Here is a 19,690-nt window from a genome sequence, read left to right on the forward strand (position 1 = left end):
CGTTGCGCGGCCTCGGATTCCGACCCCCATGCTCAGACATCTCTCGATCAAGGATTTCGCCGTCGTGCGCGGTACCGAACTGGAATTCGGCCCTGGCATGACCGTGGTGTCCGGCGAAACCGGCGCCGGCAAGTCGCTGATGGTGGACGCGCTCGGCTTCCTGTCCGGGCTGCGCGCCGACAGCGGGGTGGTCCGCCACGGCGCCGACCGCGCCGAACTGTCGGCCGAGTTCGCCGTGCCCGACGCCGCCCCGGCGCGCGCCTGGCTGCGCGAGAACGAGCTCGACGACGAGGCGCAATGCCAGCTGCGCCGGGTGATCCGCGCCGACGGCGGTTCGCGCGCCTGGATCAACGGCCGACCGGTGACCTTGTCACAGCTGGCCGAACTGGCCGGACACCTGGTTGAGATCCACGGCCAGCACGAACACCAGGCGCTGCTGTCGCGCGGCAGCCAGCTCGGCCTGCTCGACGCCTACGCCCGCAACGAGACCGAACGCGCCGCGGTGCGCGCCGCCGCCGCGCGCTGGCAGGCGCTGCTGGGCGAGCGCGAGACGCTGCTGGCGCAGGGCGACGTCTCCGACCGGATCGGCTTCCTCGAACACCAGCTGGCCGAACTGCAGCGCGAGGACCTCGCTCCGGCCGCGATCGCCGCGCTGGACGCCAACCACCGCCGCCAGGCCCACGCCTCGGCGCTGATCGGCGCCTGCGAGGGCGCGGCGCAGCGGCTCAACGGCGACGAGGCGCCGGCGGTGCTGGAACTGCTGCAGCAGACCCGCCACGAACTCGGCAAGGTCGGCGAGTACGACCCGCGCCTGGCCGAGGTCCAGGCGCTGCTCGACAGCGCCACGATCCAGCTGGAGGAGGCGCTGGCGCTGGTCGACCGGGTCCGCGACGACCTGGAAGCGGACCCTGCGCAATTCGAGGACATGGAACGCAAGCTCGGCCGGCTGCACGACCTGGCGCGCAAGCATCGGGTCACCGCGGACACGCTGGGCCAGCACCGCGACGCGCTGCTGGCCGAGGTCGAGGGCCTGCGCGGCGCCGGCGAACGGCTGGACGCGCTCGATGCGGAGGTCGTCCGTGCCACGCAGGCCTGGCGCGACGCCGCGGCCGCGCTCAGCGGCACCCGCGCGCGCGCGGCGCGGGCGTTGTCGCAGGCCACCACCGCGCTGATCGGCGAACTGGGCATGGGCGGCGGGCGCTTCGAGATCCAGCTGGAACCGCACGAGGCCGCGCGCCCCGACCCGGCCGGCGCCGAGCGCGTCGAGTTCCTGGTCGCGGCCAACGCCGGGCAGCCGCCGCGCGCGCTGCGCAAGGTCGCCTCCGGCGGCGAGCTGTCGCGCATTTCGCTGGCGATCGAAGTCGCCGCGCTGGGCCTGGACGCGGTGCCGACCATGGTGTTCGACGAAGTGGACTCGGGCATCGGCGGCGCGGTCGCCGACATCGTCGGCAAGAAGCTGCGCGCACTCGGCGAGCAGCGCCAGGTGCTGTGCGTGACCCACCTGCCGCAGGTCGCCGCGCAGGGTCATGCGCACTACCGGGTCAGCAAGGCGCCGGTCGAGGGCATGACCCAGAGCGCGGTCGAACTGCTGGCGCCGCGCCAGCGCGAGGAAGAACTGGCGCGGATGCTGGGCGGGGTCGAGGTCAGCAGGGAAGCCCGCGCCGCCGCCAAGCGGCTGCTGCAGAGCGCCCGCTGAGGACGCTGCAGGCGCACCGGGCCAGGCCCGGACCGGCTGCCGCGCCGCGTCCGGCCGGCTGGGCGCGCACCGCCAGCCGCGGCGAACGCGGCAGGACGCATGCGGGCGCCGAATCGGATCGGGCCGGGCGCAAGCCAATCGATCCGGCGCCCCTGTAGGAGCGGTTTCAACCGCCACCGGCACAGCGACGAACATTGCGGCCGGCGGACCCGCCGGGGGTGCGAGCCCCGCCTGCACGGCCGGCCGGTGCGCAGCGCCAGGCAGGTCGCGATGCCTGCGTGCCGGCCCTGCGCACGGCCCAGCGCGCGCTCAGCCCTTCTTGCCGAGCGGACGCTTGCTGCGCACGTACAGCACCAGCGAGTGCTCTTCCAGCTCGTAGCCGTGAGCGGCGGCGATCTTGCGCTGCAGTTCCTCGATCTCGGCGCTCTCGAACTCGATGACGCTGCCGGTGTCCACGTCCACCATGTGGTCGTGGTGGCCGCCGCGGTCCAGTTCGTATACCGCCTGGCCGCCCTCGAAATTGTGCTTGAGCACCAGCCCGGCCGCCTCGAACTGGGTCAGGACCCGGTACACCGTGGCCAGGCCGATCTCGTCGCCATGATCGAGCAACTGCCGGTAGATCTCTTCCGCGGTCATATGGTGGCGCGCCGACTTCTGCTCGAGCAGCTCCAGGATGCGCATCCGCGGATGCGTGACCTTGAGGCCGACTTTGCGCAGATCGTGGGATTCCATGGCGTCTCCATTCATAGCGGGTTTAGCGCCAGTTGCCTCTAAGGAGGGTCGTGGCGGCCGCCGGGAGTGTATCATCGGCGCCATTTCCCTCAGTACTGTCCCCGATGCGCAATCTCCTGCTGGTCGCCGCTGTTGCCCTGTCCACCGCTGGCTGCGGGATCATCTACAAGCAGCCCATCTATCAAGGCAACCTGATCAAGCAGACGGCCGTCGATCAGCTGAAGGTCGGGCAGAGCAAGCAGCAGGTCAGCGCCCTGCTTGGCACCCCGTCGATCCCGGACCCGTTCCATGCCCAGCGCTGGGACTACACGTCCAGCGAGCGCGTCGACCGGGTCGGCAGGACCGAGATCAAGAACTTCGTCGTCTATTTCCAGAACGATGCGGTGACCCGCTGGGAAGGCGACTATTTTCCGGACCGCGACTCGGAGTTGGCCAAGAACAGCGTGCGCCAGTTCGGCCGCAACCTGGCCAAGGACAAAAAGAAGCAGCGCCGCGGCGAATGAACCGGCGCGCGGCGAGCGGCGCTAGCGGGGTCGCGCGCGCCTGCGTCGCGCGTCCTTCGGATCGGCCTGCAACGGCCTGAGCAGCGCCACCCGGTCGCCGTCGTGCAGCAGTTGGGTCGGCGCGGCCACCAGGCCGTGGATCGCGCAGGGCATGTCCGGCGTCGCCTCGGCCAGATCCGCCGCCGCCAGCGCATCGGCGACGGTGGCGCCGTCGTGCAACTGCAGCGTGCGCGCGACGACGCGCTCCGGCCACGCCAGCAGCACCTGGACCCGCAGCAGCCCGCTCACGCGTCCTCGCGGTCGGCGACGCGGACGAAGTCGTTGACCATGCGGTCGGCCAGGCTCTGGAAGCCCAGCGCCAGCCCCGGCCCCAGCAGCCGCGAGGCCGGCTCGAAGTCCAGCATCAGGTCGACCTTGCTGGCGTGGTCGTTGAAGCCCTGGAACTGCCACTGGCCCTGCAGCCGCTTGAACGGGCCGTCGCGCAGCAGCATATCGATGCGACCGGGGCGCTGCAGCCGGTTTTCGGTGGTGAACCAGGTGCGGAACGAGCCCAGGCCCAGGTCCAGCCGCGCCACCAGGCGCCGGTCGCTGTGCTCGAGCACGTGGGCCGCGTCGCACCAGGCGAAGCGGCGCGGGTAGGAGGCGACATCATTGACCAGGTCGAACATGCGCGTTGCGGGGTGTTCGACCAGGGCGCTGCGGCGGATGATAGGCATTCGGTGCGGGGGAAGTAGACCAAGACACTCGGGAGGCCCCGAATCGGAGACAATAGCAACATGAGCAAGAAACCCGCCAAGGATAAAGCAAACGGCGCGACCGCCAACAAGACCATCGCCCTCAACAAGCGTGCGCGCCACGAATACCACCTGGAGGACCGCTACGAAGCCGGCCTGGCCCTGCAGGGCTGGGAGGTCAAGTCGATCCGCGCCGGCCGCGCCAACATCGGCGAGAGCTACGCGTTCGTGCGCCAGGGCGAGCTGTTCCTGTTCGGCGCGCAGTTCACCCCGCTGATCCAGGCCTCCACCCACGTGGTGGCCGACGACCGGCGCACACGCAAGCTGCTGCTGCACCGCAGCGAGATCGACAAGCTGATCGGCCGCGTCGAGCGCGACGGCTACACCCTGGTGCCCACCGCGATGTACTGGAGCAACAAGAACAAGATCAAGCTCGAGATCGCGCTGGCCAAGGGCAAGCAGGACCACGACAAGCGCAACGCCGCCAAGGACCGCGACTGGGCCCGCGACAAGCAGCGGATCATGCGGCGGCATAACAAGAATGCGTGAAGGACTCGGGACTCGGGACTCGGGACTCGGGACTCGGGACTCGGGACTCGGGACTCGGGACTCGGGACTCGGGACTCGGGACTCGGGACGGCAGGATGATGTCCCGGCACAAATCGCTGTCAAGCGATTTGACGAAAAAGTGCTTTTTTGCAAAGAAAGCGGCTTTTCCTACAGCGGCGCTCCTACCGCTTACTGTAGGAGGGGCTTCATCCCATAAGCGCCAACTGAAAATATCGAACAGCGCGTGCTGCCGATACTGTCTGCGTCCAGGTCGTTCGCGCAGATCGGCGGCAATCCCATTCCAGCCACGCAGGCCATGCGGTCGCGACAGGACCGGATCGATGACCTGCAGCAGCAGGCGGCGCATCCGCGCGGTCCCGCGCCGGCGGCATCGTCGTGGCGTCTTCGGCACGGGGCAGGAAGCGGCCCCAGGGGGGAGAACGCTCGCCTACCGCGAGCACGCTTTCGATCAGGGTCGAGACGAACGCCTCGCCCTGCAGCCAGGCCTTGGCACCCTCCGGGTCGGTCTTCTTCGGATGCCCCAACGGCAGGAGCCACTTCAGTCGTTTGAACGCCAGTTCGATCTGCCAGCGATGCCGAGACGACTCCAGCAAACGTTGCGGCGACTCAGCGCACAATGGAGCGACCACGACCACCTCGCCGGCCCTCTCTCCATGGTCCGGGCCCGCCGCTTGCGTCCCTTGCCCTGGATGCGGTCGCGATCGTCCTGCTCACGCAGAGCCAACGCACGGGCCGCCTTGACCTCGCCCCGATCGGCACGCACGTCCTGGCGCGTATGCGTTTCGTCCAGGATCGCGTCGAACACCGTGGTGTCGTGGACGGATGCCGGCATCGCCTCCGTGCGGGGGGAAGCCGTAGCGCTGATCACGGCGTCAAGGCCAGCGAGCGCGTCGGACAATGCGTCGCGCCACGCATCCGTCTTGGCGATTTCACTGTCGGACCTTGCCTGCACTGCATCGCCCCCTTGCGCATGGACAGGCATGCGCCTGTTCCAGGCTTCGCTTGCCCGCCTCCGAATACGGCGGCCGCCGCTCGGCGATGCGACGCTCCCGGGCCAGATCTTATAATGTTTCTATAATCATAGAAAATATTTCTATTATATCAACGAATCGATGAAAGTTCGTTGCTCGAACGGATCGCATCGTCTCTGCACTTGGAGAAACATCCGCACAGCAGGCTGGCCAGGTCGCGCAGGCCGCCTAATTTCTTGCCTTTCATACCGGATCTTTGCACTAACAGGACGTCGACGGCGTTTTTCATGTCCGTGGCAATCTTTTCCGCCTGCACGACAGTAAATCCCAACGGCCCCACTGAGCGCGCTTCACGCATTTCAGCGCACTGGCAAGCGTGCCTGTGTGCACACGCCCCGACGCAGAAAGATCGCTAATCTTGTCGACGATATCTTGCGAGCGGACTGGACTGACCGGGTACATCCATCACCTCTCCTATATGGATTCGGCATGGCCTCGGCAACGACTTCGGCCTTCGATGCGTTGCGATATGTGCTGGCCTGGCGTTCTCGGAACAGCCAACCCAGATATGGAAAATTATTGCCACGCCGGCGCTGCGCAGCCGGAAATTCTAAAGATCCAAACTGCATCGGCAGGCACAGCACGGCTATCGGCAGAGACTATGCGGCGTCTGACCCGGCTTCGTCAAAACTTCATCGATAAGATCGGCTAACAAGACGTATCGGACTGTCCCTGCGCGGGTGCGGACGGCGAGGGGAAGCCGGAATGTACGTGAACTTGTATCAAGCGAAGATTCAAAGCATCGGCCACGCGCGCCTGGCAGCCGGGCAGTTTTGTTAGTAACGGCCCTAAATCAGGCGGCAGCAAGTTGTCGCGCGCCTTGGAAATTTGAACTGCTGCGGTGATTGGTCCACTCGCCTTGTCGATGGAATGCGTAAAACAGTATTGCAACCAGACGGCCATCTCTAAAAGTCCGTCCAATTTATTCTCTTCCATATTGGAATTTTGTTCGGACAGAACGCCGAAGGCCCTGCCCATGCCATCGGCGATATTATACGCCTGCTCCGGGCTAAACTCGACCTGACTCCGATGAGCGCGCTTCACGTCCTTCAACGCGAGCGCCAGTGGCGTCTTGTGCACCCGCTTCGAAGCAGAAAGAGCATCGATCTGGTCGACGATCTCTTGCGGATCGACTGCGCTTATATTATGCATTTCACCACCTTTCGCATATGGATTCAGTATTTCCGCGGCGGCGGCCGCGGCTTTCCGCAGGAACCGGCAGGCATTGGCAAAACCTAGCGCCGCTGCAGCCACAATAGAAACGAATTATGTTCTTCAGCGCGCGCCGGCGCTTGCATAAAACGACCACGAAATGCGGCGGACTTACGAAATACCGATCTCGGGTTCCGCCCCATTCATGTCGGCTCCAGCATGCGCATCGGGCTAGGCAAGCCGCGGCCTGCATGCAGGAATCGCGCTGTAAGTCCAGGCACTGCGCCAGTCGCAGTTGCTCGACCCGGTCGGGAAAGCCGATGAACTCGCGGCGCACCGACAGGAATGCGGCGATCTGCCCGGACACATGCGCGGCGGCCATGCGGGTGCCGCTCATCGCCGCCATCCAGGTCCTCGGGTTGCCGAGGTCGTAGCAACGATGCGCCGAGACGATCTTCTCGCCCGGCGCCACCGGATCGGGCCTGCGCCGGCCGCCAGCGGTCGGGACGCGCGAAGCCAAATACGACACGCCGTCGCTGTGCGGACCGCTTTTGTGCACCGAGCCCATCGCCAGCGCCTCCTCCAGATTGGCCGGATCGCCGATGCTCAGATACAGTTCCAACGGACAGGGCGCACCGTCGCCTTGCATCATCAGCCAGGCCAGGCCGCCGTTGCCGGCCGCGATCGCCACCACCACTCCTTGCCGCCATAGCCGGGACAGCACGTTGCACAGCGGGATGCAGCTGCAGTCGTAGCCTTCCGCATCGCAATCGCCGCCCAAGCTCGGGTCGATCCATGGACGAGCAGTTCGCCGGCGCGCTCATCGTTCGCGGCGACTTGCTGTACGCCTTCGACGATCCAGGAACCGCGGCCGTTGCCCCATGCGCTGGATGCGGTCGCGATCCGCCCTGCTCGCACAGAGCCAACGCACGGGCCGATCGCCATGCACATCCCGGCACGTATGCGTTTCGTCCAGGATCACGTCGAACACGGTGGTATCGTTCACGGATGCCGGCATCACCTCCGTGCGGGGGAAGCTGCAGCGCCGATCACGGCGTCAAGACCAGCGAGCGCCTCGTGCAATTCGGCGATCCGCTCTTTGCTGGAAGAAACATTCGATGGCCTGGTCGATTTGAATGTCGAACTTTTTCAAGCGCTGGTCGCGGCTGAATTCCAGGATGGGCACGACAGCGCGCGCCGTCTCTTCCTGCCTTTCCAATTCCGCTTTGTGCGAATTCGAATACGCCGGTCGCTGATTGGCGATGCGACGCTCTCGGGCCAGAACGCTGAACTCCGCCCAGACAATGCCTTTTTCGCTAGAGCGTGTTATGAACTTTGAAGGATGGTAGCGGCGTTGCTGAGCATGAGCACGGTGAAGACGACGAAGTGCAAGCCAGCCAAGGTTTCCGGCAAGCGCTCATAGTCGCGTGCCAATCGTCGGAATCGGTTGACCCAGCCGAAGCTGCGTTCGACGACCCAGCGCCGAGGAAGCAAGACGAATCCTTTCTTGGCTTCGGGAAGTTTCACCACGTGCAGTTCGATTCCTTCTGCCTGCGCGGCTTGCGCCGGCTCCTGCCCGGTGTAGCCTTGATCCACGAACGCCAGTTTTACCGTATCGCCCGTGACATGTTGCACCTCTTGCGCCAGCGAGCGCACCTGAGCGCGTTCTTGCTCGTCGGCAGGTGTGACTTGCACTGCAAGCAAATATCCGAGCGTGTCCACCGCCATATGCACCTTGCTGCCCTTCTTGCGCTTATAGCCGTCGTAGCCTGCACGTGTGCCGCTCTCGCAGGTGGATTGCAGCGTCCGCCCGTCCAGGATGACAGCACTGGGTTGGCCATGTCTGCCTTGGGCAACACGCAGGATGGAACGCAGGTCGTTGACCATGGCTTCAAAGCAGCCCGCCTGCAGCCAGCGTTGTGTCTGTTGGTAGACCGCTTCCCATGGCGGGAAGTCCTTGGGCAAAAGGCGCCATGGCGCTCCAGCACGTGCCATCCAGCGCAGCGCATTGAACATTGCCCGCAGCTCGTACTTGCGCTGCGGAGCGTGCTCGGTCATCAGGCTCAGGTAAGGCGCTGCGAACGCCCACTCTTCGTCGGAAATGTCGGTCGGATATGGGCGTTTGCTCTGCATCCCGCTACGATAGCCGGATCGACTCAAAGTTCATAACACGCTCTAGTCGGCATGTCCACTTTCTTGGCGGTGAAGAAATGCGTGTGGCGGCCGCAATCCCACTGCTTGATGGCGATGCCGCCAAAACGCCGCCTCGCTTCTTTGGCGCTGAACACGTCGTCGCTGGAGAAGCATTCGATGCCTTTCCTGTTCCTCACGGTCGGCGCGTAGTAATGCTTGCGGGCGATCTGCTTTTCTCTTACGCTGAAATCCATTTTTCCCAGAAGCAGCTGGAACCACGAATCCAGATCACGGATTACCTTCTTCGAATCATCATTGAGTGCATCGATCCTTCTCTTGTAGCTGTTCATGATGCGCTCCTTCTTTTTAAAAGGAATTTTGAGCGTATCGTTATGCATTCGCGAACGTCCATCGATCGAAGCGCTCACCTGGGCCATACGACTGGAGAAACATCCGCACAGCAGGCTAGCCAGCGTGCAAAGGTTGGCTAACTTCTCGTCTTCCATACCAGAGTTTTGCGCCGACAGGACGTGGAAGGATTTTTTCATGTCCGCGACAATCTGTTCCGCCTGCTCGTCGCTAAATTCCACCGGCCTACGCTGGGCGCGCTTTACGTCCTTCACTGCGAGCGCCAGTTGCCTCTTGCGCACCCGATTCGAAGCGGAAAGAGCGTTGATCCGGCCGACGATCTCTTGCGGATCGAACCTACTGATTCTGATGCTATGCATTCCGCCACCTTTCGGATATGGATTTAGCGCTTCCCTGGTGGCAGCCGCGGTTTTTCGCAGGAACCAGCAGACATTGGTAAAACCTAGCGCGACTGCAGCCCCAATAGAAACGAATTATGCTTTTCAGCACGTGCCGGCGCTTTCATAAAAACGACCATGAAGGGTGCTTACGCGCCGCGGCGTCATCGGCGTTTTCGGGCTCGCCAGACCGCCCCCGCGCATGCCCAAGAGGGCGCCGCGCGCATGAAGCGTTGAACACGATCAGCCCTTCGGCGTAGACGAAGACGGCACCAGGCCGACCTCCAGCGCGTACTTGAAGAGATCGGCATCGCTGGCGACGCCGATCTTCTTCATCGCGCTGTTTTTCTGCGAACTGATGGTCTGCTTGCTGCGGTGGAGCTGCGCTGCAATGTCGTTGATCTTGGTGCCGGACACATACAGGCGGATGACCTCCGACTCGCGCTTGGAGAGACGCACGCTCCTGTTGTCTCCGGCAGGCAGTTTTTCCAGCGCCTGCACGATGGCGCTTACCGTCGGCGAAAAATACTGCGCTCCCGAACTGGCGATGTGGATCGCCGGAATCAGGTGACTGAGATCGTCGGACTTGCCGACGATGCAGCGTACGCCCATGGCGATCAGGGAGCGCAGCACGCCGGGGTTTTCTATCATGGTCACGACCACGATCTTGATGTCCGGATAGCGACGCAAGATGAATTCGAACAGCGGAAGGCCGTCGCCGAATTCGCCGCCGGGCATTGCGTAATCGGTCACCAGGACGTCGGCGACGCCTTGGTCGAGGAGTTCGATGACTTGCGTCGAATCGTGCGCCGTGCCCATGAGTTCGATGGTGCTGACGGCGATCGAGTGCTTGACGCCTTCGATGATCGCAGGATGATCATCGGCAATGACGACTTTGATCTTATAGGGCATGCTTCACCTTTCTGGCGGGTAGTTCCTAACTTTTCCCGACCAAGGCGCAACATGGTTCCTGAGTCGAAATCTGGCTCGGAAGCCTGAAAATTAGAGGTTTTGAATTTCGATGCGACGATCGTAACGATAGCGGGCCTGTGCCGGGTACAGAGGATGGACGTATTGGCGGGATGCGCCACCACAGGGGGCGGCCGGTTCTTGGCGTGGCCCCGGAAGTCCACGATGCCATTGCTGTGGCCGCGCCCGGCCAGCCCGCGTGCTTGTGGATCATCACGCATTTCCCGCACGGCTTCAAGCTGCCGCATGGCCCTTGGCCTGCCGCTGGCCCATGCAGCAGGCGGTTACCTCGCAGCTGCGTGCACCGATCTCGCGCGCTCCAGGTCAAGGCTTGCGCCAGCCAGAGTCGGCGGCCAGGCGCCGGCGGCGACGCTCGACCATCCGAAGACGATCCCTCGCCCAGCAGTCGGGCCGGCCTCGACCCGCGGGCGCCGATGGCGTCCGAAGTCGGTGCTTGGATACTAGGGATGGTCTGAACAACTCCCTCTGATCCTGCGACAATCGTACAAAGCCCAACAGGACAACGACGATGCAATTGTCTTTCGGCGACGCGGAGTACAACGGCAAGCGCAAGCAGACGCGGCGCGAAAGGTTGCTGGCCGAGATGGATCAGGTGGTGCCGTGGAAAGACCTGCTGGCGCTGATCGCGCCGCACTATCCGAAGTCGGGCCATCCGGGCCGTCAGCCGTACCCGCTGGAGACAATGCTGCGCATCCACTTTCTGCAGCAGTGGTACGCACTGAGCGACCCGGGCGCGGAAGAAGCCTTGTACGACACGGCGTCGATGCGCCGTTTCGCCAGGATCGGCGGGTTGGATGAGGTGCCGGACGAGACCACGATCCTCAACTTCCGCCGGTTGCTGGAGACGCACGATCTGGCGCGCACGCTGTTCAACCGGGTCAACGCGCACCTATCGCGCAAGGGCCAGAGCCTGCGCGGCGGCACCATCGTGGACGCCACGATCATTGCCGCGCCCAGCTCGACCAAGAACAAGAACGGCGAGCGCGACCCGGAAATGCACCAGACCAAGAAGGGCAATCAGTACTACTTCGGGATGAAAGCGCACATCGGCGTGGACGATGAGTCCGGGCTGGTGCACCACTTGGAATGCACGGCGGCCAACGCCGCAGATATCACCCAGGCGCACAAGCTGCTGCACGGCAAGGAAGACACGGTATGCGGCGACAGCGGCTACACCGGGCTGGCCAAGCGCGAGGAGATGGCGAGCAAGCGCAAGCTGCGCTATCTGATCGCGGAGAAGCCCTCGAAGCTGAAGCAGATCAAGAGCAAGCGCGAATTGAAGTGGGCACAGCGCTGGGAGCACGCCAAGGCCAGCCTGAGGGCGAAGGTGGAGCATCCGTTCCGGGTGATCAAGCGCCAGTTTGGCTACGTCAAGGTGCGCTATCGCGGCCTGGCGAAGAACACGGCGCAAGTGCTGACGCTGTTTGCGCTGTCGAACCTGTGGCTGAAGCGAAAGCAGTTGCTGCCTGTCGTGGGGAGGGTGTGCCTGTAATCCGGGAAATACCCCGGAAATGCGCCGGAAACGGCGAAAAACCGAGGGTCTGAGCGCCGTGGGCGTGGTCGATATGGCTTGCCTCATCCTCCGACCGCGTTGATCAGACTATCCCTAGAGCACTTTCTATCCAAGTGATGCCACTTGTGGGAGCGACTCCGGGCGGCCTGAGGCCGCCCGGAGTCGCTCCCACAACACTGCGCTGGCTGCACATATCGGGATCGAAAATGCTCTAGCAATCACGCTCCGGCGGGCTCGCCGTGTTCGAGTGCTTTTTTCCCATCCTTTTCGTCATCGAGGAATGGAAGTCCTCTTCCCATGCCTTGATCATCTGCCGCCGCGCCGGCGGCGACGCGAACAAATATTGATTCATGCCGATCATGAACTTCCGGACCTCGGTCTTGGACAATTTGGCGAAACCAATCAGAAGCTTCGCAGCATTTACTATATTTTCCCTTCCCATAAATATATAGTTTATTGCTCTTGACTGCCTAGAAATCGTAACTTGGCGGCGATAGGATCGCTTCCGATATGAATTGATTCAGGACGGCACTGGACACCGCGGCCACGCCGAAACCCTCGTATACCGCGGTATACAAGCCCGATCCCTCGTTGCCTTCTTCGCTGAGCTTGTTCAGCACTTGCCCCAGCGCCGGCGTCTGGTTCAGAACATCCTGGTACGGCATGTCGCCGTCTTCAGCGACGAATCTGTTCAGGAACTCGATGATGTCGCCGCCGCCGATACCGGGATCGGCTTGCCACAACTGCTTCAGCTGCTCGTACAGGCGGTCGATGCCGCCATCTTCCTTGCCGCCGTCCGTTTTCGGCAGCAGCCGCTGATCCAGACTGAACGCAGCGGACGACGAGGACGCCGTGTCGATGGGGCGGACGCTCAGGGAGTTCTCCGCAAGCGGTCGAATCATGGCTGCTGCTCCGGCGACGGGATCGCGGTGGATCGAGGTTGCGGCGGTTGCAACAAGGCGGCGAGCGTTGCGCGGCACTTGTCGGCGGCGGCGCTGCTCGCCGCATGGATGGACGGCAAGCCGCTCATGGCGCGCGCGCCGGCACGCATCACAAAATCGTCGGGCGCGAATTCCGCCACCTGGTCGCCTAGGCGCAACAAGAACCGCGGGTCCTGTCGGTACTCGATATTGACCTGTCCGCCGAAATGCCGTTGCAAGCGCGCCACCAGACTGCGGTGGTTGGCGCGCATGCCTTCCGGCAGCAGCAGGTCCAGCCCCGTAGCGGCGGAGAGGTCCTGCTCACGCAGGCATTCTTCGAAGGCCGCCGCCACCACCTCCGGATCGTTGACGCAGCGTTGCAGGAGTGCGGCGACCTCGCGCTGCAGCTGCTGCTGCAACTGCGCCGCCAGCGCGGCATGGTCGGCCAGATAGGCAGCCAGCGCGCCGGCGGCCTGCAGCATGCCGGCCGCATAGCCCTCGCTCTTCGCCTCGCGGTACAGGCGTGCGGCCTCGTCTTGCGCATGCACCGCCAGCGCGCCGGCGCGGCGCCTCGCCTCGGCAACCAGTGCCGACGCCCTGAGGTGGTTGCGCAGATAGGCGCTGCGCACCAGCAACGCCTCCTCCGGCACGATCTCACATATGGTATGGATGATTCTTGGCATATTGGATCGCCTGTAAAATCAAAAACAGATCGGCCGCCTGCAATGGCCTCCGGCAAGCCTCGAAACACGCGTCCAGCTGCGGAGGAAACAACAAGCGCAGGCGCTCCAGCACCGCCGCCGGCGCTTGCCGCTGCCAGTCCAGCAACCGCAGCAAGCCGACGTGCTGGACCATCGGCAACGGCTCGGCCTCGGGAAGCGGATCGGCGTGCGCTCCCCATTGCCGAGGGTTCGCCGCCGCTGGGGCTCGCGCAGGCGTCCGCTGCAACGGCAATTCCATGAAGAACCGCACCGGCGCCGGCAAGCACAGGAACCTGCCGCCCCGGGCGAGCTGCGGCTTCAGCAACTGCGCGCCGACCAGCGAACAGACGTACGGCAGGCGCCTCCAGTGCGGCAGCAGGCGATGACCCCGCACCTCCATGGTCTGCCGCGCATCCGGCGCATCGCCGAGCAGCATGCGATTGACGACCGCACGCTGACGTGGCGTGTCGAAACCGCGCGGCAGACGCAGCCGCTGCGGATGCACGTAGCTCAGCGGGTCGAACAGGATCTGCGCCGGCGGCAGCCCATGCACGGCCGCCTCAATCGGTCTTGCCATCGCGTGCTCCACCCCGCTCCTCCTGCACTTTCCCGCGTACGCGCTCGCCCACGCTCTCCAATGCCCCCCTGCCTTCGCCACGCCGGTACCAGAACCAGGCCAATGCGCCGACGGCGGCGGCGAGCACGACCAGGATGCCGGCCGCCGGCATGCCGTCGTCGGACTTGCCGATCTGCCGCGGCGTCTCGTGCTGCAAGGCGCTGCGGCGCGAAACGACGACCGAGATATTGTCGTATTCCACCTCGGCAAAGCTGTTCTTGAGGAAGCGCTTGATATCGTTGATCAGCACCGCCGAGTCGACATCGCCTTCGTAACTGGCCAGCGCCGACAAATGTACCGGCGGCATCTTGCGCCCGCCTTCGCCGGCGTCGAGGTCGTAGCTGACGTGCACGCGCGCCGACACCACCCCGGCGATGGTGCGCAGCGACTGCTCCAGGCGTTGTTCGATGCCGGAATACAGGCGCGCTTTCTCCGCGCGCGGCGATGCGACCAGGCTGTCGGACGGGAACAAGTCGGCGATCTGCACCGACTTGCGCGACGGCAGATCGTAGGACCTGAGGATGTCGACGGCCGCGGCGAAGTCCGGCTCGCCGACATCGACGCTATAGCCGTTCTTGCCGTTGTCGCGCTTGCCGGCGTCGATATTGTGCCGGTGCAGGACCGCCACCACTTCGTTGGCCTGCCCCTGATCCAACCCCTGCAGCAGGCTTTCCTGCTTGCAGCCGGCCAGCGCCAGGCAAAGCATGACCATGCCTGCCAGCTTGTTCATGTCTTCAACAGGGTTTGGACGGTGACGACGCCCTGGTGCACGAGTCCACAGATGTGCTGCACCTTCAGCGTGCGTTCGGCCATGCGCGCCTGCACCAAGACCAAGGCGCCCGGCGAGGACCGGTATGCGGCGTCGCTGGCTTTGGCCATGATGTCGGCGTACTCGTTCTGCGCCTCCACCGACGTGGAGGCGAACGCATCGCGCAGGCGGTCGTCGATGGACGACGATGCCGATTCCTGCGGCGTGAGGTCCGCCGCCCTGATTTCGGCGCCCCGTTGGACACCGGCGATGGCCTGAGTATTCACGACAGCCTGTTGTCGATGAAGGTATCGACGTCCTTGATCGCCTTCGCCACCGAGGTCTCGGTCTGGCGCAGGATGGTCGTCTCGGAAACCACGGCCTGGTACTCGACCAGCAGGCTCGTGGTGGCGGTGCCGCTGCCGCTGCCGCCCTTTTTATTGGCCAATTCATCGAGCAGTTCGTTCTGGCGCTCCAGCAGCGCCCTGCCGCCGTCTTCCATGGCCTTCACCGCATTGACGATGTCGCCGCCGCCTTGATATGGAATTGTTGCCATCTGTAGCTCCTGTTGGTCAGAAAGGTTGTGGAAAAAACCAATGTTGAGGGGTCAGCTTGACGTAGCCCGCAGCGCCGTACTTGAACGACTTGCCCTTGAGCCAGTCATCCTTGAGCGACACGGAGAAATAGACATATCGCGCCCCGAAATCGCGATAGAAGTTCTCGGTGAATTCCTGCAGGCGTGCCAGCTCGATATCGTCCAGGCCGCTCTGCACGGTATAGGTCACGCTACCGGCGTTGCCGACGCGCTCGTACCTGATGCCGAGCAGGTCCAGTCCCGTCCTGGCCCGCTCGTCGAGCATGGCGTCGGACCAGCTGGCGATGCCGATGTCCTGTGCGTAGGGCATCCATGCCTTCAGGCTGGCCGTCAACGCCTGCCGCGTGCGGCCGTCGATCCATCCGCGCTGCCGACTGAGCACCAGCACCGGCTTGCGCGGATCGTCCAGCTTCAGGCGCAGGAAGGCGACGACCGGATAGGTCTCCACCAACAGCTTGGTCAGCCGTGCTTCTTCGGCGCGCGCAGTGGAAACGCGCGCCGAGCCGGCCAGGCCCTCGCGGGCCAGCGCTTGCCTGGCCCAGGACGCATCGCGTTCGCTCCGCGCAAAGAGATGGATGGCGCCGTCGCGGCCCTTGAGCAGACGGTATTGGTCGCTGGAACCTGCCACGGTCGCCGCCACACTGGCCACGCGCGTATCGTCCTTGAGCATCATCCATAGCGCCAGTCCCAATGCGAGGAGCGCGAGCGCCGCGATCGCGCCGAACTGCGTCTTTGCGAGCCGGGTGCCGCGACGGGGCGGCCTGCGGCCCTCCGCGCAGGACGCTGGCATCCCGCTCGAGATACCGGGCGCCCAGTCGGCCTGGGCAGGACGCACGGCGAACGCCAGCGCGCCGACGCGACAGACTTTCTGATAGGCCTGCGCGCGCTCTTCCAGCCGCGGCTCCAGTACGCGCAGCCAAAACCCATCGCGCGCATTGTCGTCGATGACGATTTCGAAATTGCGGCCACCCTCCATTGCCACCACGATGGCGTTTTCGGGAAAGTCCGGCATCTGCGCCGGGGCCCCGCCGCCTTGCGTACCGGACGAACCGAGCAGCGCGCTGGCCGCAGCGGCCACCACCAACGTGGCGCCGTCGCCCAGGCGGTATTCGCAGCCGCACAGCGGCCCATTCAATAGCCGCAGGACGGCCTTGACATGCTGATGTTCCAATTCAGAGGACGATGTCACGATGGAGTTCCACTGATAGCCTTGTTCATTATTCGTCTGTCGCCCCGGCTCGTCGGCCATGGGCCCGGCACGGGCCGCCTTTCATGCATGCGGCGCGCGCCGCAAGCGATGGCGCGCACCTCATGCCGCCTGCCCGCCTGGTGCGGCAGGCGCATCCGGCGGATTTGGAGGACATGGAACGTAGTCTAGGAAGTTTTCCCGAGTGCGAAAATCTGACCGGAACCAAAAAAGCGCGACTATTCACCATGACTCGTCTGAAAACGCGGGGGATTGGCGGCTTTGGCGCACGCGCCGGATCAAGCACGTGCGCAATCCTGCGTCCGCGCGCAAGCCGGCAGGGCACAGGCGCGGGTTTTACCCGCCTGGAGCGAACGCGCGCGCCGCCGGGCGGATTCTTGCCGGCCACACCATTTGGGAATGGAGGATGCAGCCGGGAATGCTGGACTGCTCGCCTTCGGTACCACACCCGCATGTTGCTCGTCGGCCGGATGCGGCCGCACGCGCGCACCGGGAGCGTGTTGCGGCAACGACGGCTGGGCTGCCGGGCGCGACCGTGATTGCCGCAGTCACATGCCTCATCCGGCCGCGCCGGGGATCGCGTCATGGTGGCAGGTGCGGCCGCCTTGGCGCAGCCGCTGCACGACATCGCAGGCGCCGCCCACCGTCAGCATCTGCGGCAGCAGATCCACACCGATGTCGACATCGAACATGTCGTTCAAGTTGTCCACCACCTGCAGCAGGTCCAGCGAATCGGCGCCGAGGTCGTCGACCAGCAGCGCCGCTTCGTCCGGCATACCGCCGGTCATGAAGTAATCCGCAAGAGAACGGCGTACCTGCGCGCGCAGATCGCTCCACTGCGGCGCGCCGCAGTCCCGGGCCATGGACGAATCCGTCATCACTCGCGTCGCCAATGCACTAATAGTGTCCCGGTCCGCGCTGATCCGGACGGCTCGCTGTTGACAGCGGTCGATACGGAACCGTACCGCTGGCAGGACCGGAGCGGTGATCCGGACCCGAAGGCAATGACGAACGGCTGGCCGATGGCGCCGGGCTGGCTTCGCTGCCCGATGATGAAACGCTGCCAAGACGCCCCGAGCCACTGGAGTCGGACGAGCCAGCGTCGCCATCGACCCCGGTTAGTCTAGACCAATGGTCCTTGATTTTCGATATCGGCAAGGTCAGTACCGTCTGTCCTGATGGTGCCGCCGATATGCCGCTTTGACGGCCTCCGGACCTCTGACCCAGTCGCACAGGCCGGGTCAAGGACGAATTCCGGCTAGTCTGGGCTCCGCCCGCCAGATTCGCAACGACTGGCCGCGGGCTCACGGCCGTCGGTGATCGAGCCGCCTCTGCCTGAGGCCCGGCCTGCTGATCGTTTCCGTCAGCAGGTGCAGTGTTTTTGTTAGCAGGGCCACCGCCGGCGCCAGGTCCGAGCGTGCCGAGCCGCGTTTGAACCACTTGGATGTCAGGGCCTTGCGGCGGCTGATTTAAATCATATCGTTCGGAAACATTATCCCTTTCTACATATTCGCGGTCCTCATCACTCATCTCATTCGGCGACATCAAACGGACATCTTCCCTGCGTGCGCGACCATCATTCGAGCCAGCGTCGGCGAGACCGTTGGACGGCGTTGGGCCCGTCGCTGGAAGCGTTGTCTCGTTTTGCCCGCACGGAATGTCTTCTGTGGGCGGACCAAGCGCGTCGTTATGCGCCACGCCATGGCCTTCTCTACTATGCAGGACGGTCATACCCTCCGGCTCTGGCCCACCAAGGCCCTGGTCTCTGTGATCGCCTAAGTCGCCAGTATTGTTTTGTTGACTGGCGCCGGCGCCGCCAGACGGGGACATCAACTGCCGTCGACGACCTGGAGATTGCTCCTGCCCGAGGTCTATTCTCGTCCAGCCAAGGTCCATGTTTTGGTCGGCCGGACGATCCTGCCTGGCGCGGTCTTCTGCGTCGTCTCGGGACGCCATGCCCAAGCCTTCGCCGGACCCGACGGGGAGCGATTGGCGCGCTCCGCTGGCATTCTCCAGCCCGTGCGTCATTGCACCGTTCACGTAGACGGTGACATCACCCACCTCCTGGCTCATCCTGTACGCAGGACCCTCTGCTGCGCCGGTATGGGTCGCGGTGGACGACGATGACCTCGGCGTCGCAGTCGCTTCCACCGCCGGCGACGCCGACACCGCTTGATCCGCGGGCACGCGCGACATAGACATGGAACGCATGAGTTCCGCGCAGTGCTGGGCGACCCGCCATTGGTTGACCTTGGCACGCAAGGCGCTGGTGGGTTCCCCCTGTTCGACGCTGAGCAAGCTCTGCTTCATCCGCTCGGCGGCCTGCGCCGCCGCCGTGGAAATCAGGCCGCCGGCAGCGTCGATCCTCTGCCACGTCGCATGGCTGAGATAGCCTAATGTGGCTTCGAGGTGGACGCGGACGGCCGGCATGACGTCGCGTTGTATCGCCGCCTGGAAAATATCAAGATTATTTTTACGAGCATTCAACTTTTCATTGATATTATCCGACAGTTCTTTCACTTTTTCGTAGCAATTGCCTCGGTGACAGGCACTGAATCCAGAATGTTCAACGAGGCCATCCTCGATCAGCATGGCGCACAGTCGCTTTCCCATATCCGTGCAGTCCACCGCATCGCCACCATTGCCGCGCAGCACCACCAGCGCCACCGCCAGGTCTTCCACGCAGATACGCGCTGCAGCGCTGCCGTCGGCATATACAGTTTTCGCCCGACCAGGGTCATCGGCACACCGGAAAAGCGCATCCATCGCTTCTTCCTGAGCGCTGTCGATCAGGCGCAACCCGCCCCGCGGAGCAACCTCTGGCTGTTCCGGCTGCATGAACTCCTTGGCATGCCGGAGCATGGAATCGCGCGCGTCTACAGCAGCATCGTACAGTGCCTTTTCTTCAGCAGAAACGGAATTTCCTGGCAACCGAAATCCGTTGGAATTATTGTCGGAAAACATGCGCCCGGTGCTGCCAGCACCGCTCATCTGCGCAGCGAACGGCATGTGGCACAGCATGCTCGGATTTGGTTGCAAGCCCAAAGACGCCGGGTTCATCGCATTATTCACAGGCACCACGATAAGACTCCTTCACCCATTG

25 protein-coding genes and 1 pseudogene are annotated in these 19,690 nt (G+C 64.0%); 5 read left to right on the top strand and 21 right to left on the bottom strand.

The features are described from left to right. Positions 1-28 precede the first annotated feature (28 nt). Positions 29-1,696 carry a DNA repair protein RecN gene (gene recN / locus G4Q83_RS11320; RefSeq protein ID WP_128419473.1) on the top strand — a complete coding sequence of 556 codons (1,668 nt, stop codon included), beginning with the start codon at positions 29-31 and terminating at the stop codon, positions 1,694-1,696. Positions 1,697-2,005: 309 nt separating this feature from the next. Here the strand turns inward: recN and fur are convergent, their stop codons facing one another. Then, positions 2,006-2,428, bottom strand: coding sequence for a ferric iron uptake transcriptional regulator (fur, locus tag G4Q83_RS11325; protein ID WP_170069142.1), 423 nt, complete (start codon positions 2,426-2,428; stop codon positions 2,006-2,008). 104 nt (positions 2,429-2,532) lie between these two features. Here fur and G4Q83_RS11330 point away from each other — a divergent pair, with 104 nt between their 5' ends. Further along, positions 2,533-2,931 carry an outer membrane protein assembly factor BamE gene (locus G4Q83_RS11330; protein ID WP_128419471.1) on the top strand — a complete coding sequence of 133 codons (399 nt, stop codon included), beginning with the start codon at positions 2,533-2,535 and terminating at the stop codon, positions 2,929-2,931. Between the two features lie 21 nt (positions 2,932-2,952). Here the strand turns inward: G4Q83_RS11330 and G4Q83_RS11335 are convergent, their stop codons facing one another. Continuing rightward, on the bottom strand, positions 2,953-3,210 hold the full coding sequence (locus tag G4Q83_RS11335) for an RnfH family protein (protein WP_185817428.1): 258 nt from the start codon (positions 3,208-3,210) through the stop codon (positions 2,953-2,955). 5 nt (positions 3,211-3,215) lie between these two features. Further along, on the bottom strand, positions 3,216-3,647 hold the full coding sequence (locus G4Q83_RS11340) for a type II toxin-antitoxin system RatA family toxin (protein WP_128419469.1): 432 nt from the start codon (positions 3,645-3,647) through the stop codon (positions 3,216-3,218). A 60-nt stretch (positions 3,648-3,707) separates the two neighbouring features. Here G4Q83_RS11340 and smpB point away from each other — a divergent pair, with 60 nt between their 5' ends. Further along, complete coding sequence (smpB, locus tag G4Q83_RS11345) at positions 3,708-4,214, top strand: SsrA-binding protein SmpB (protein ID WP_128419468.1); 507 nt, start codon at positions 3,708-3,710, stop codon at positions 4,212-4,214. Between the two features lie 206 nt (positions 4,215-4,420). Here smpB and G4Q83_RS11350 read toward each other — a convergent pair whose 3' ends face one another. The 5 genes and pseudogenes from G4Q83_RS11350 to G4Q83_RS11370 all read right to left on the bottom strand — a co-directional run. Beyond that, on the bottom strand, positions 4,421-4,828 hold the full coding sequence (locus G4Q83_RS11350) for a hypothetical protein (protein ID WP_185817192.1): 408 nt from the start codon (positions 4,826-4,828) through the stop codon (positions 4,421-4,423). Then, positions 4,774-5,217 (bottom strand): hypothetical protein, encoded by a 444-nt coding sequence (locus tag G4Q83_RS11355; protein ID WP_128419466.1) that lies wholly within the window; start codon positions 5,215-5,217, stop codon positions 4,774-4,776. Before G4Q83_RS11355 ends, G4Q83_RS11350 begins: the two co-directional genes overlap by 55 nt. 119 nt (positions 5,218-5,336) lie before the next feature. Further along, positions 5,337-5,564: a hypothetical protein gene (locus tag G4Q83_RS11360; RefSeq protein ID WP_128419465.1), complete on the bottom strand. Its 228-nt coding sequence runs from the start codon at positions 5,562-5,564 to the stop codon at positions 5,337-5,339. Between the two features lie 350 nt (positions 5,565-5,914). After that, positions 5,915-6,520, bottom strand: a complete 606-nt coding sequence (locus G4Q83_RS11365) for a hypothetical protein (protein ID WP_128419464.1) — start codon at positions 6,518-6,520, stop codon at positions 5,915-5,917. Positions 6,521-6,621: 101 nt separating this feature from the next. Next, positions 6,622-7,297 (bottom strand): annotated as a pseudogene (locus G4Q83_RS11370) (S8 family serine peptidase); the annotation flags it as partial. On the opposite strand from G4Q83_RS11370, the gene G4Q83_RS11375 reads away from it, so the two are divergent. Beyond that, positions 7,293-7,757 (top strand): hypothetical protein, encoded by a 465-nt coding sequence (locus tag G4Q83_RS11375; protein WP_170069141.1) that lies wholly within the window; start codon positions 7,293-7,295, stop codon positions 7,755-7,757. The pseudogene G4Q83_RS11370 and the gene G4Q83_RS11375 sit on opposite strands and share 5 nt — an antisense overlap. Here G4Q83_RS11375 and G4Q83_RS11380 read toward each other — a convergent pair. The 3 genes from G4Q83_RS11380 to G4Q83_RS11390 form a co-directional block, all read right to left on the bottom strand. After that, positions 7,745-8,551: an IS5 family transposase gene (locus tag G4Q83_RS11380; RefSeq protein WP_185817193.1), complete on the bottom strand. Its 807-nt coding sequence runs from the start codon at positions 8,549-8,551 to the stop codon at positions 7,745-7,747. The two genes, G4Q83_RS11375 and G4Q83_RS11380, sit on opposite strands and share 13 nt — an antisense overlap. 23 nt (positions 8,552-8,574) lie before the next feature. Further along, positions 8,575-9,279 (bottom strand): hypothetical protein, encoded by a 705-nt coding sequence (locus tag G4Q83_RS11385; protein WP_128421938.1) that lies wholly within the window; start codon positions 9,277-9,279, stop codon positions 8,575-8,577. A gap of 261 nt (positions 9,280-9,540) precedes the next feature. Continuing rightward, positions 9,541-10,209: a response regulator gene (locus G4Q83_RS11390; RefSeq protein ID WP_128421937.1), complete on the bottom strand. Its 669-nt coding sequence runs from the start codon at positions 10,207-10,209 to the stop codon at positions 9,541-9,543. A gap of 586 nt (positions 10,210-10,795) precedes the next feature. Here G4Q83_RS11390 and G4Q83_RS11395 point away from each other — a divergent pair. Further along, positions 10,796-11,779, top strand: coding sequence for an IS5 family transposase (locus G4Q83_RS11395; protein WP_185817191.1), 984 nt, complete (start codon positions 10,796-10,798; stop codon positions 11,777-11,779). A 232-nt stretch (positions 11,780-12,011) separates the two neighbouring features. On the opposite strand, the gene G4Q83_RS11400 is transcribed toward G4Q83_RS11395, so the two are convergent. The 10 genes from G4Q83_RS11400 to G4Q83_RS11445 all read right to left on the bottom strand — a co-directional run bounded on the left by G4Q83_RS11400 (position 12,012) and on the right by G4Q83_RS11445 (position 19,668). Beyond that, positions 12,012-12,188 (bottom strand): hypothetical protein, encoded by a 177-nt coding sequence (locus tag G4Q83_RS11400; protein ID WP_158255033.1) that lies wholly within the window; start codon positions 12,186-12,188, stop codon positions 12,012-12,014. Positions 12,189-12,270: 82 nt separating this feature from the next. Continuing rightward, positions 12,271-12,702 carry a hypothetical protein gene (locus G4Q83_RS11405; RefSeq protein WP_128420702.1) on the bottom strand — a complete coding sequence of 144 codons (432 nt, stop codon included), beginning with the start codon at positions 12,700-12,702 and terminating at the stop codon, positions 12,271-12,273. Continuing rightward, the gene (locus G4Q83_RS11410; protein WP_128420701.1) at positions 12,699-13,403 is read right to left on the bottom strand and encodes a hypothetical protein; all 705 of its coding nucleotides are present in this window, start codon (positions 13,401-13,403) and stop codon (positions 12,699-12,701) included. Before G4Q83_RS11410 ends, G4Q83_RS11405 begins: the two co-directional genes overlap by 4 nt. Further along, entirely contained in the window at positions 13,375-13,998 is a 624-nt protein-coding gene (locus G4Q83_RS11415; protein WP_128420700.1) for a protein OrgA, read from the bottom strand. The genes G4Q83_RS11410 and G4Q83_RS11415 overlap by 29 nt, the downstream gene beginning before the upstream one ends. After that, on the bottom strand, positions 13,982-14,767 hold the full coding sequence (locus G4Q83_RS11420; protein WP_128420699.1) for an EscJ/YscJ/HrcJ family type III secretion inner membrane ring protein: 786 nt from the start codon (positions 14,765-14,767) through the stop codon (positions 13,982-13,984). The genes G4Q83_RS11415 and G4Q83_RS11420 overlap by 17 nt, the downstream gene beginning before the upstream one ends. After that, complete coding sequence (gene sctI / locus G4Q83_RS11425; RefSeq protein WP_128420698.1) at positions 14,764-15,072, bottom strand: type III secretion system inner rod subunit SctI; 309 nt, start codon at positions 15,070-15,072, stop codon at positions 14,764-14,766. The genes G4Q83_RS11420 and sctI overlap by 4 nt, the downstream gene beginning before the upstream one ends. Then, positions 15,069-15,341 (bottom strand): hypothetical protein, encoded by a 273-nt coding sequence (locus G4Q83_RS11430; protein WP_128420697.1) that lies wholly within the window; start codon positions 15,339-15,341, stop codon positions 15,069-15,071. The genes sctI and G4Q83_RS11430 overlap by 4 nt, the downstream gene beginning before the upstream one ends. Before the next feature lie 16 nt (positions 15,342-15,357). Next, on the bottom strand, positions 15,358-16,629 hold the full coding sequence (locus tag G4Q83_RS11435) for a PrgH/EprH family type III secretion apparatus protein (protein WP_128420696.1): 1,272 nt from the start codon (positions 16,627-16,629) through the stop codon (positions 15,358-15,360). Between the two features lie 515 nt (positions 16,630-17,144). Beyond that, positions 17,145-17,450 carry an acyl carrier protein gene (locus G4Q83_RS11440; RefSeq protein ID WP_158255032.1) on the bottom strand — a complete coding sequence of 102 codons (306 nt, stop codon included), beginning with the start codon at positions 17,448-17,450 and terminating at the stop codon, positions 17,145-17,147. Between the two features lie 34 nt (positions 17,451-17,484). Continuing rightward, a complete protein-coding gene (locus G4Q83_RS11445) occupies positions 17,485-19,668 on the bottom strand; it encodes a hypothetical protein (protein ID WP_158255031.1) in 2,184 nt (727 codons plus the stop codon). Positions 19,669-19,690: the final 22 nt, after the last annotated feature.

The sequence above is a fragment of the Xanthomonas theicola genome (genome assembly GCF_014236795.1).
Taxonomy (GTDB): Bacteria; Pseudomonadota; Gammaproteobacteria; order Xanthomonadales; family Xanthomonadaceae; genus Xanthomonas_A; species Xanthomonas_A theicola.

Coding starts and splice junctions, on each gene's coding strand:
- G4Q83_RS11360 (WP_128419465.1), bottom strand. CDS start 5,564: ATGCGTGAAGCGCGCTCAGTGGGGCCGTTGGGATTTACTGTCGTGCAG.
- G4Q83_RS11430 (WP_128420697.1), bottom strand. CDS start 15,341: ATGGCAACAATTCCATATCAAGGCGGCGGCGACATCGTCAATGCGGTG.
- smpB (WP_128419468.1), top strand. CDS start 3,708: ATGAGCAAGAAACCCGCCAAGGATAAAGCAAACGGCGCGACCGCCAAC.
- G4Q83_RS11440 (WP_158255032.1), bottom strand. CDS start 17,450: ATGGCCCGGGACTGCGGCGCGCCGCAGTGGAGCGATCTGCGCGCGCAG.
- fur (WP_170069142.1), bottom strand. CDS start 2,428: ATGGAATCCCACGATCTGCGCAAAGTCGGCCTCAAGGTCACGCATCCG.
- G4Q83_RS11405 (WP_128420702.1), bottom strand. CDS start 12,702: ATGATTCGACCGCTTGCGGAGAACTCCCTGAGCGTCCGCCCCATCGAC.
- G4Q83_RS11390 (WP_128421937.1), bottom strand. CDS start 10,209: ATGCCCTATAAGATCAAAGTCGTCATTGCCGATGATCATCCTGCGATC.
- G4Q83_RS11410 (WP_128420701.1), bottom strand. CDS start 13,403: ATGCCAAGAATCATCCATACCATATGTGAGATCGTGCCGGAGGAGGCG.
- G4Q83_RS11355 (WP_128419466.1), bottom strand. CDS start 5,217: ATGCCTGTCCATGCGCAAGGGGGCGATGCAGTGCAGGCAAGGTCCGAC.
- recN (WP_128419473.1), top strand. CDS start 29: ATGCTCAGACATCTCTCGATCAAGGATTTCGCCGTCGTGCGCGGTACC.
- G4Q83_RS11330 (WP_128419471.1), top strand. CDS start 2,533: ATGCGCAATCTCCTGCTGGTCGCCGCTGTTGCCCTGTCCACCGCTGGC.
- G4Q83_RS11435 (WP_128420696.1), bottom strand. CDS start 16,629: ATGGCCGACGAGCCGGGGCGACAGACGAATAATGAACAAGGCTATCAG.
- G4Q83_RS11385 (WP_128421938.1), bottom strand. CDS start 9,279: ATGCATAGCATCAGAATCAGTAGGTTCGATCCGCAAGAGATCGTCGGC.
- G4Q83_RS11340 (WP_128419469.1), bottom strand. CDS start 3,647: ATGCCTATCATCCGCCGCAGCGCCCTGGTCGAACACCCCGCAACGCGC.
- G4Q83_RS11380 (WP_185817193.1), bottom strand. CDS start 8,551: ATGCAGAGCAAACGCCCATATCCGACCGACATTTCCGACGAAGAGTGG.
- G4Q83_RS11395 (WP_185817191.1), top strand. CDS start 10,796: ATGCAATTGTCTTTCGGCGACGCGGAGTACAACGGCAAGCGCAAGCAG.
- G4Q83_RS11415 (WP_128420700.1), bottom strand. CDS start 13,998: ATGGCAAGACCGATTGAGGCGGCCGTGCATGGGCTGCCGCCGGCGCAG.
- G4Q83_RS11420 (WP_128420699.1), bottom strand. CDS start 14,767: ATGAACAAGCTGGCAGGCATGGTCATGCTTTGCCTGGCGCTGGCCGGC.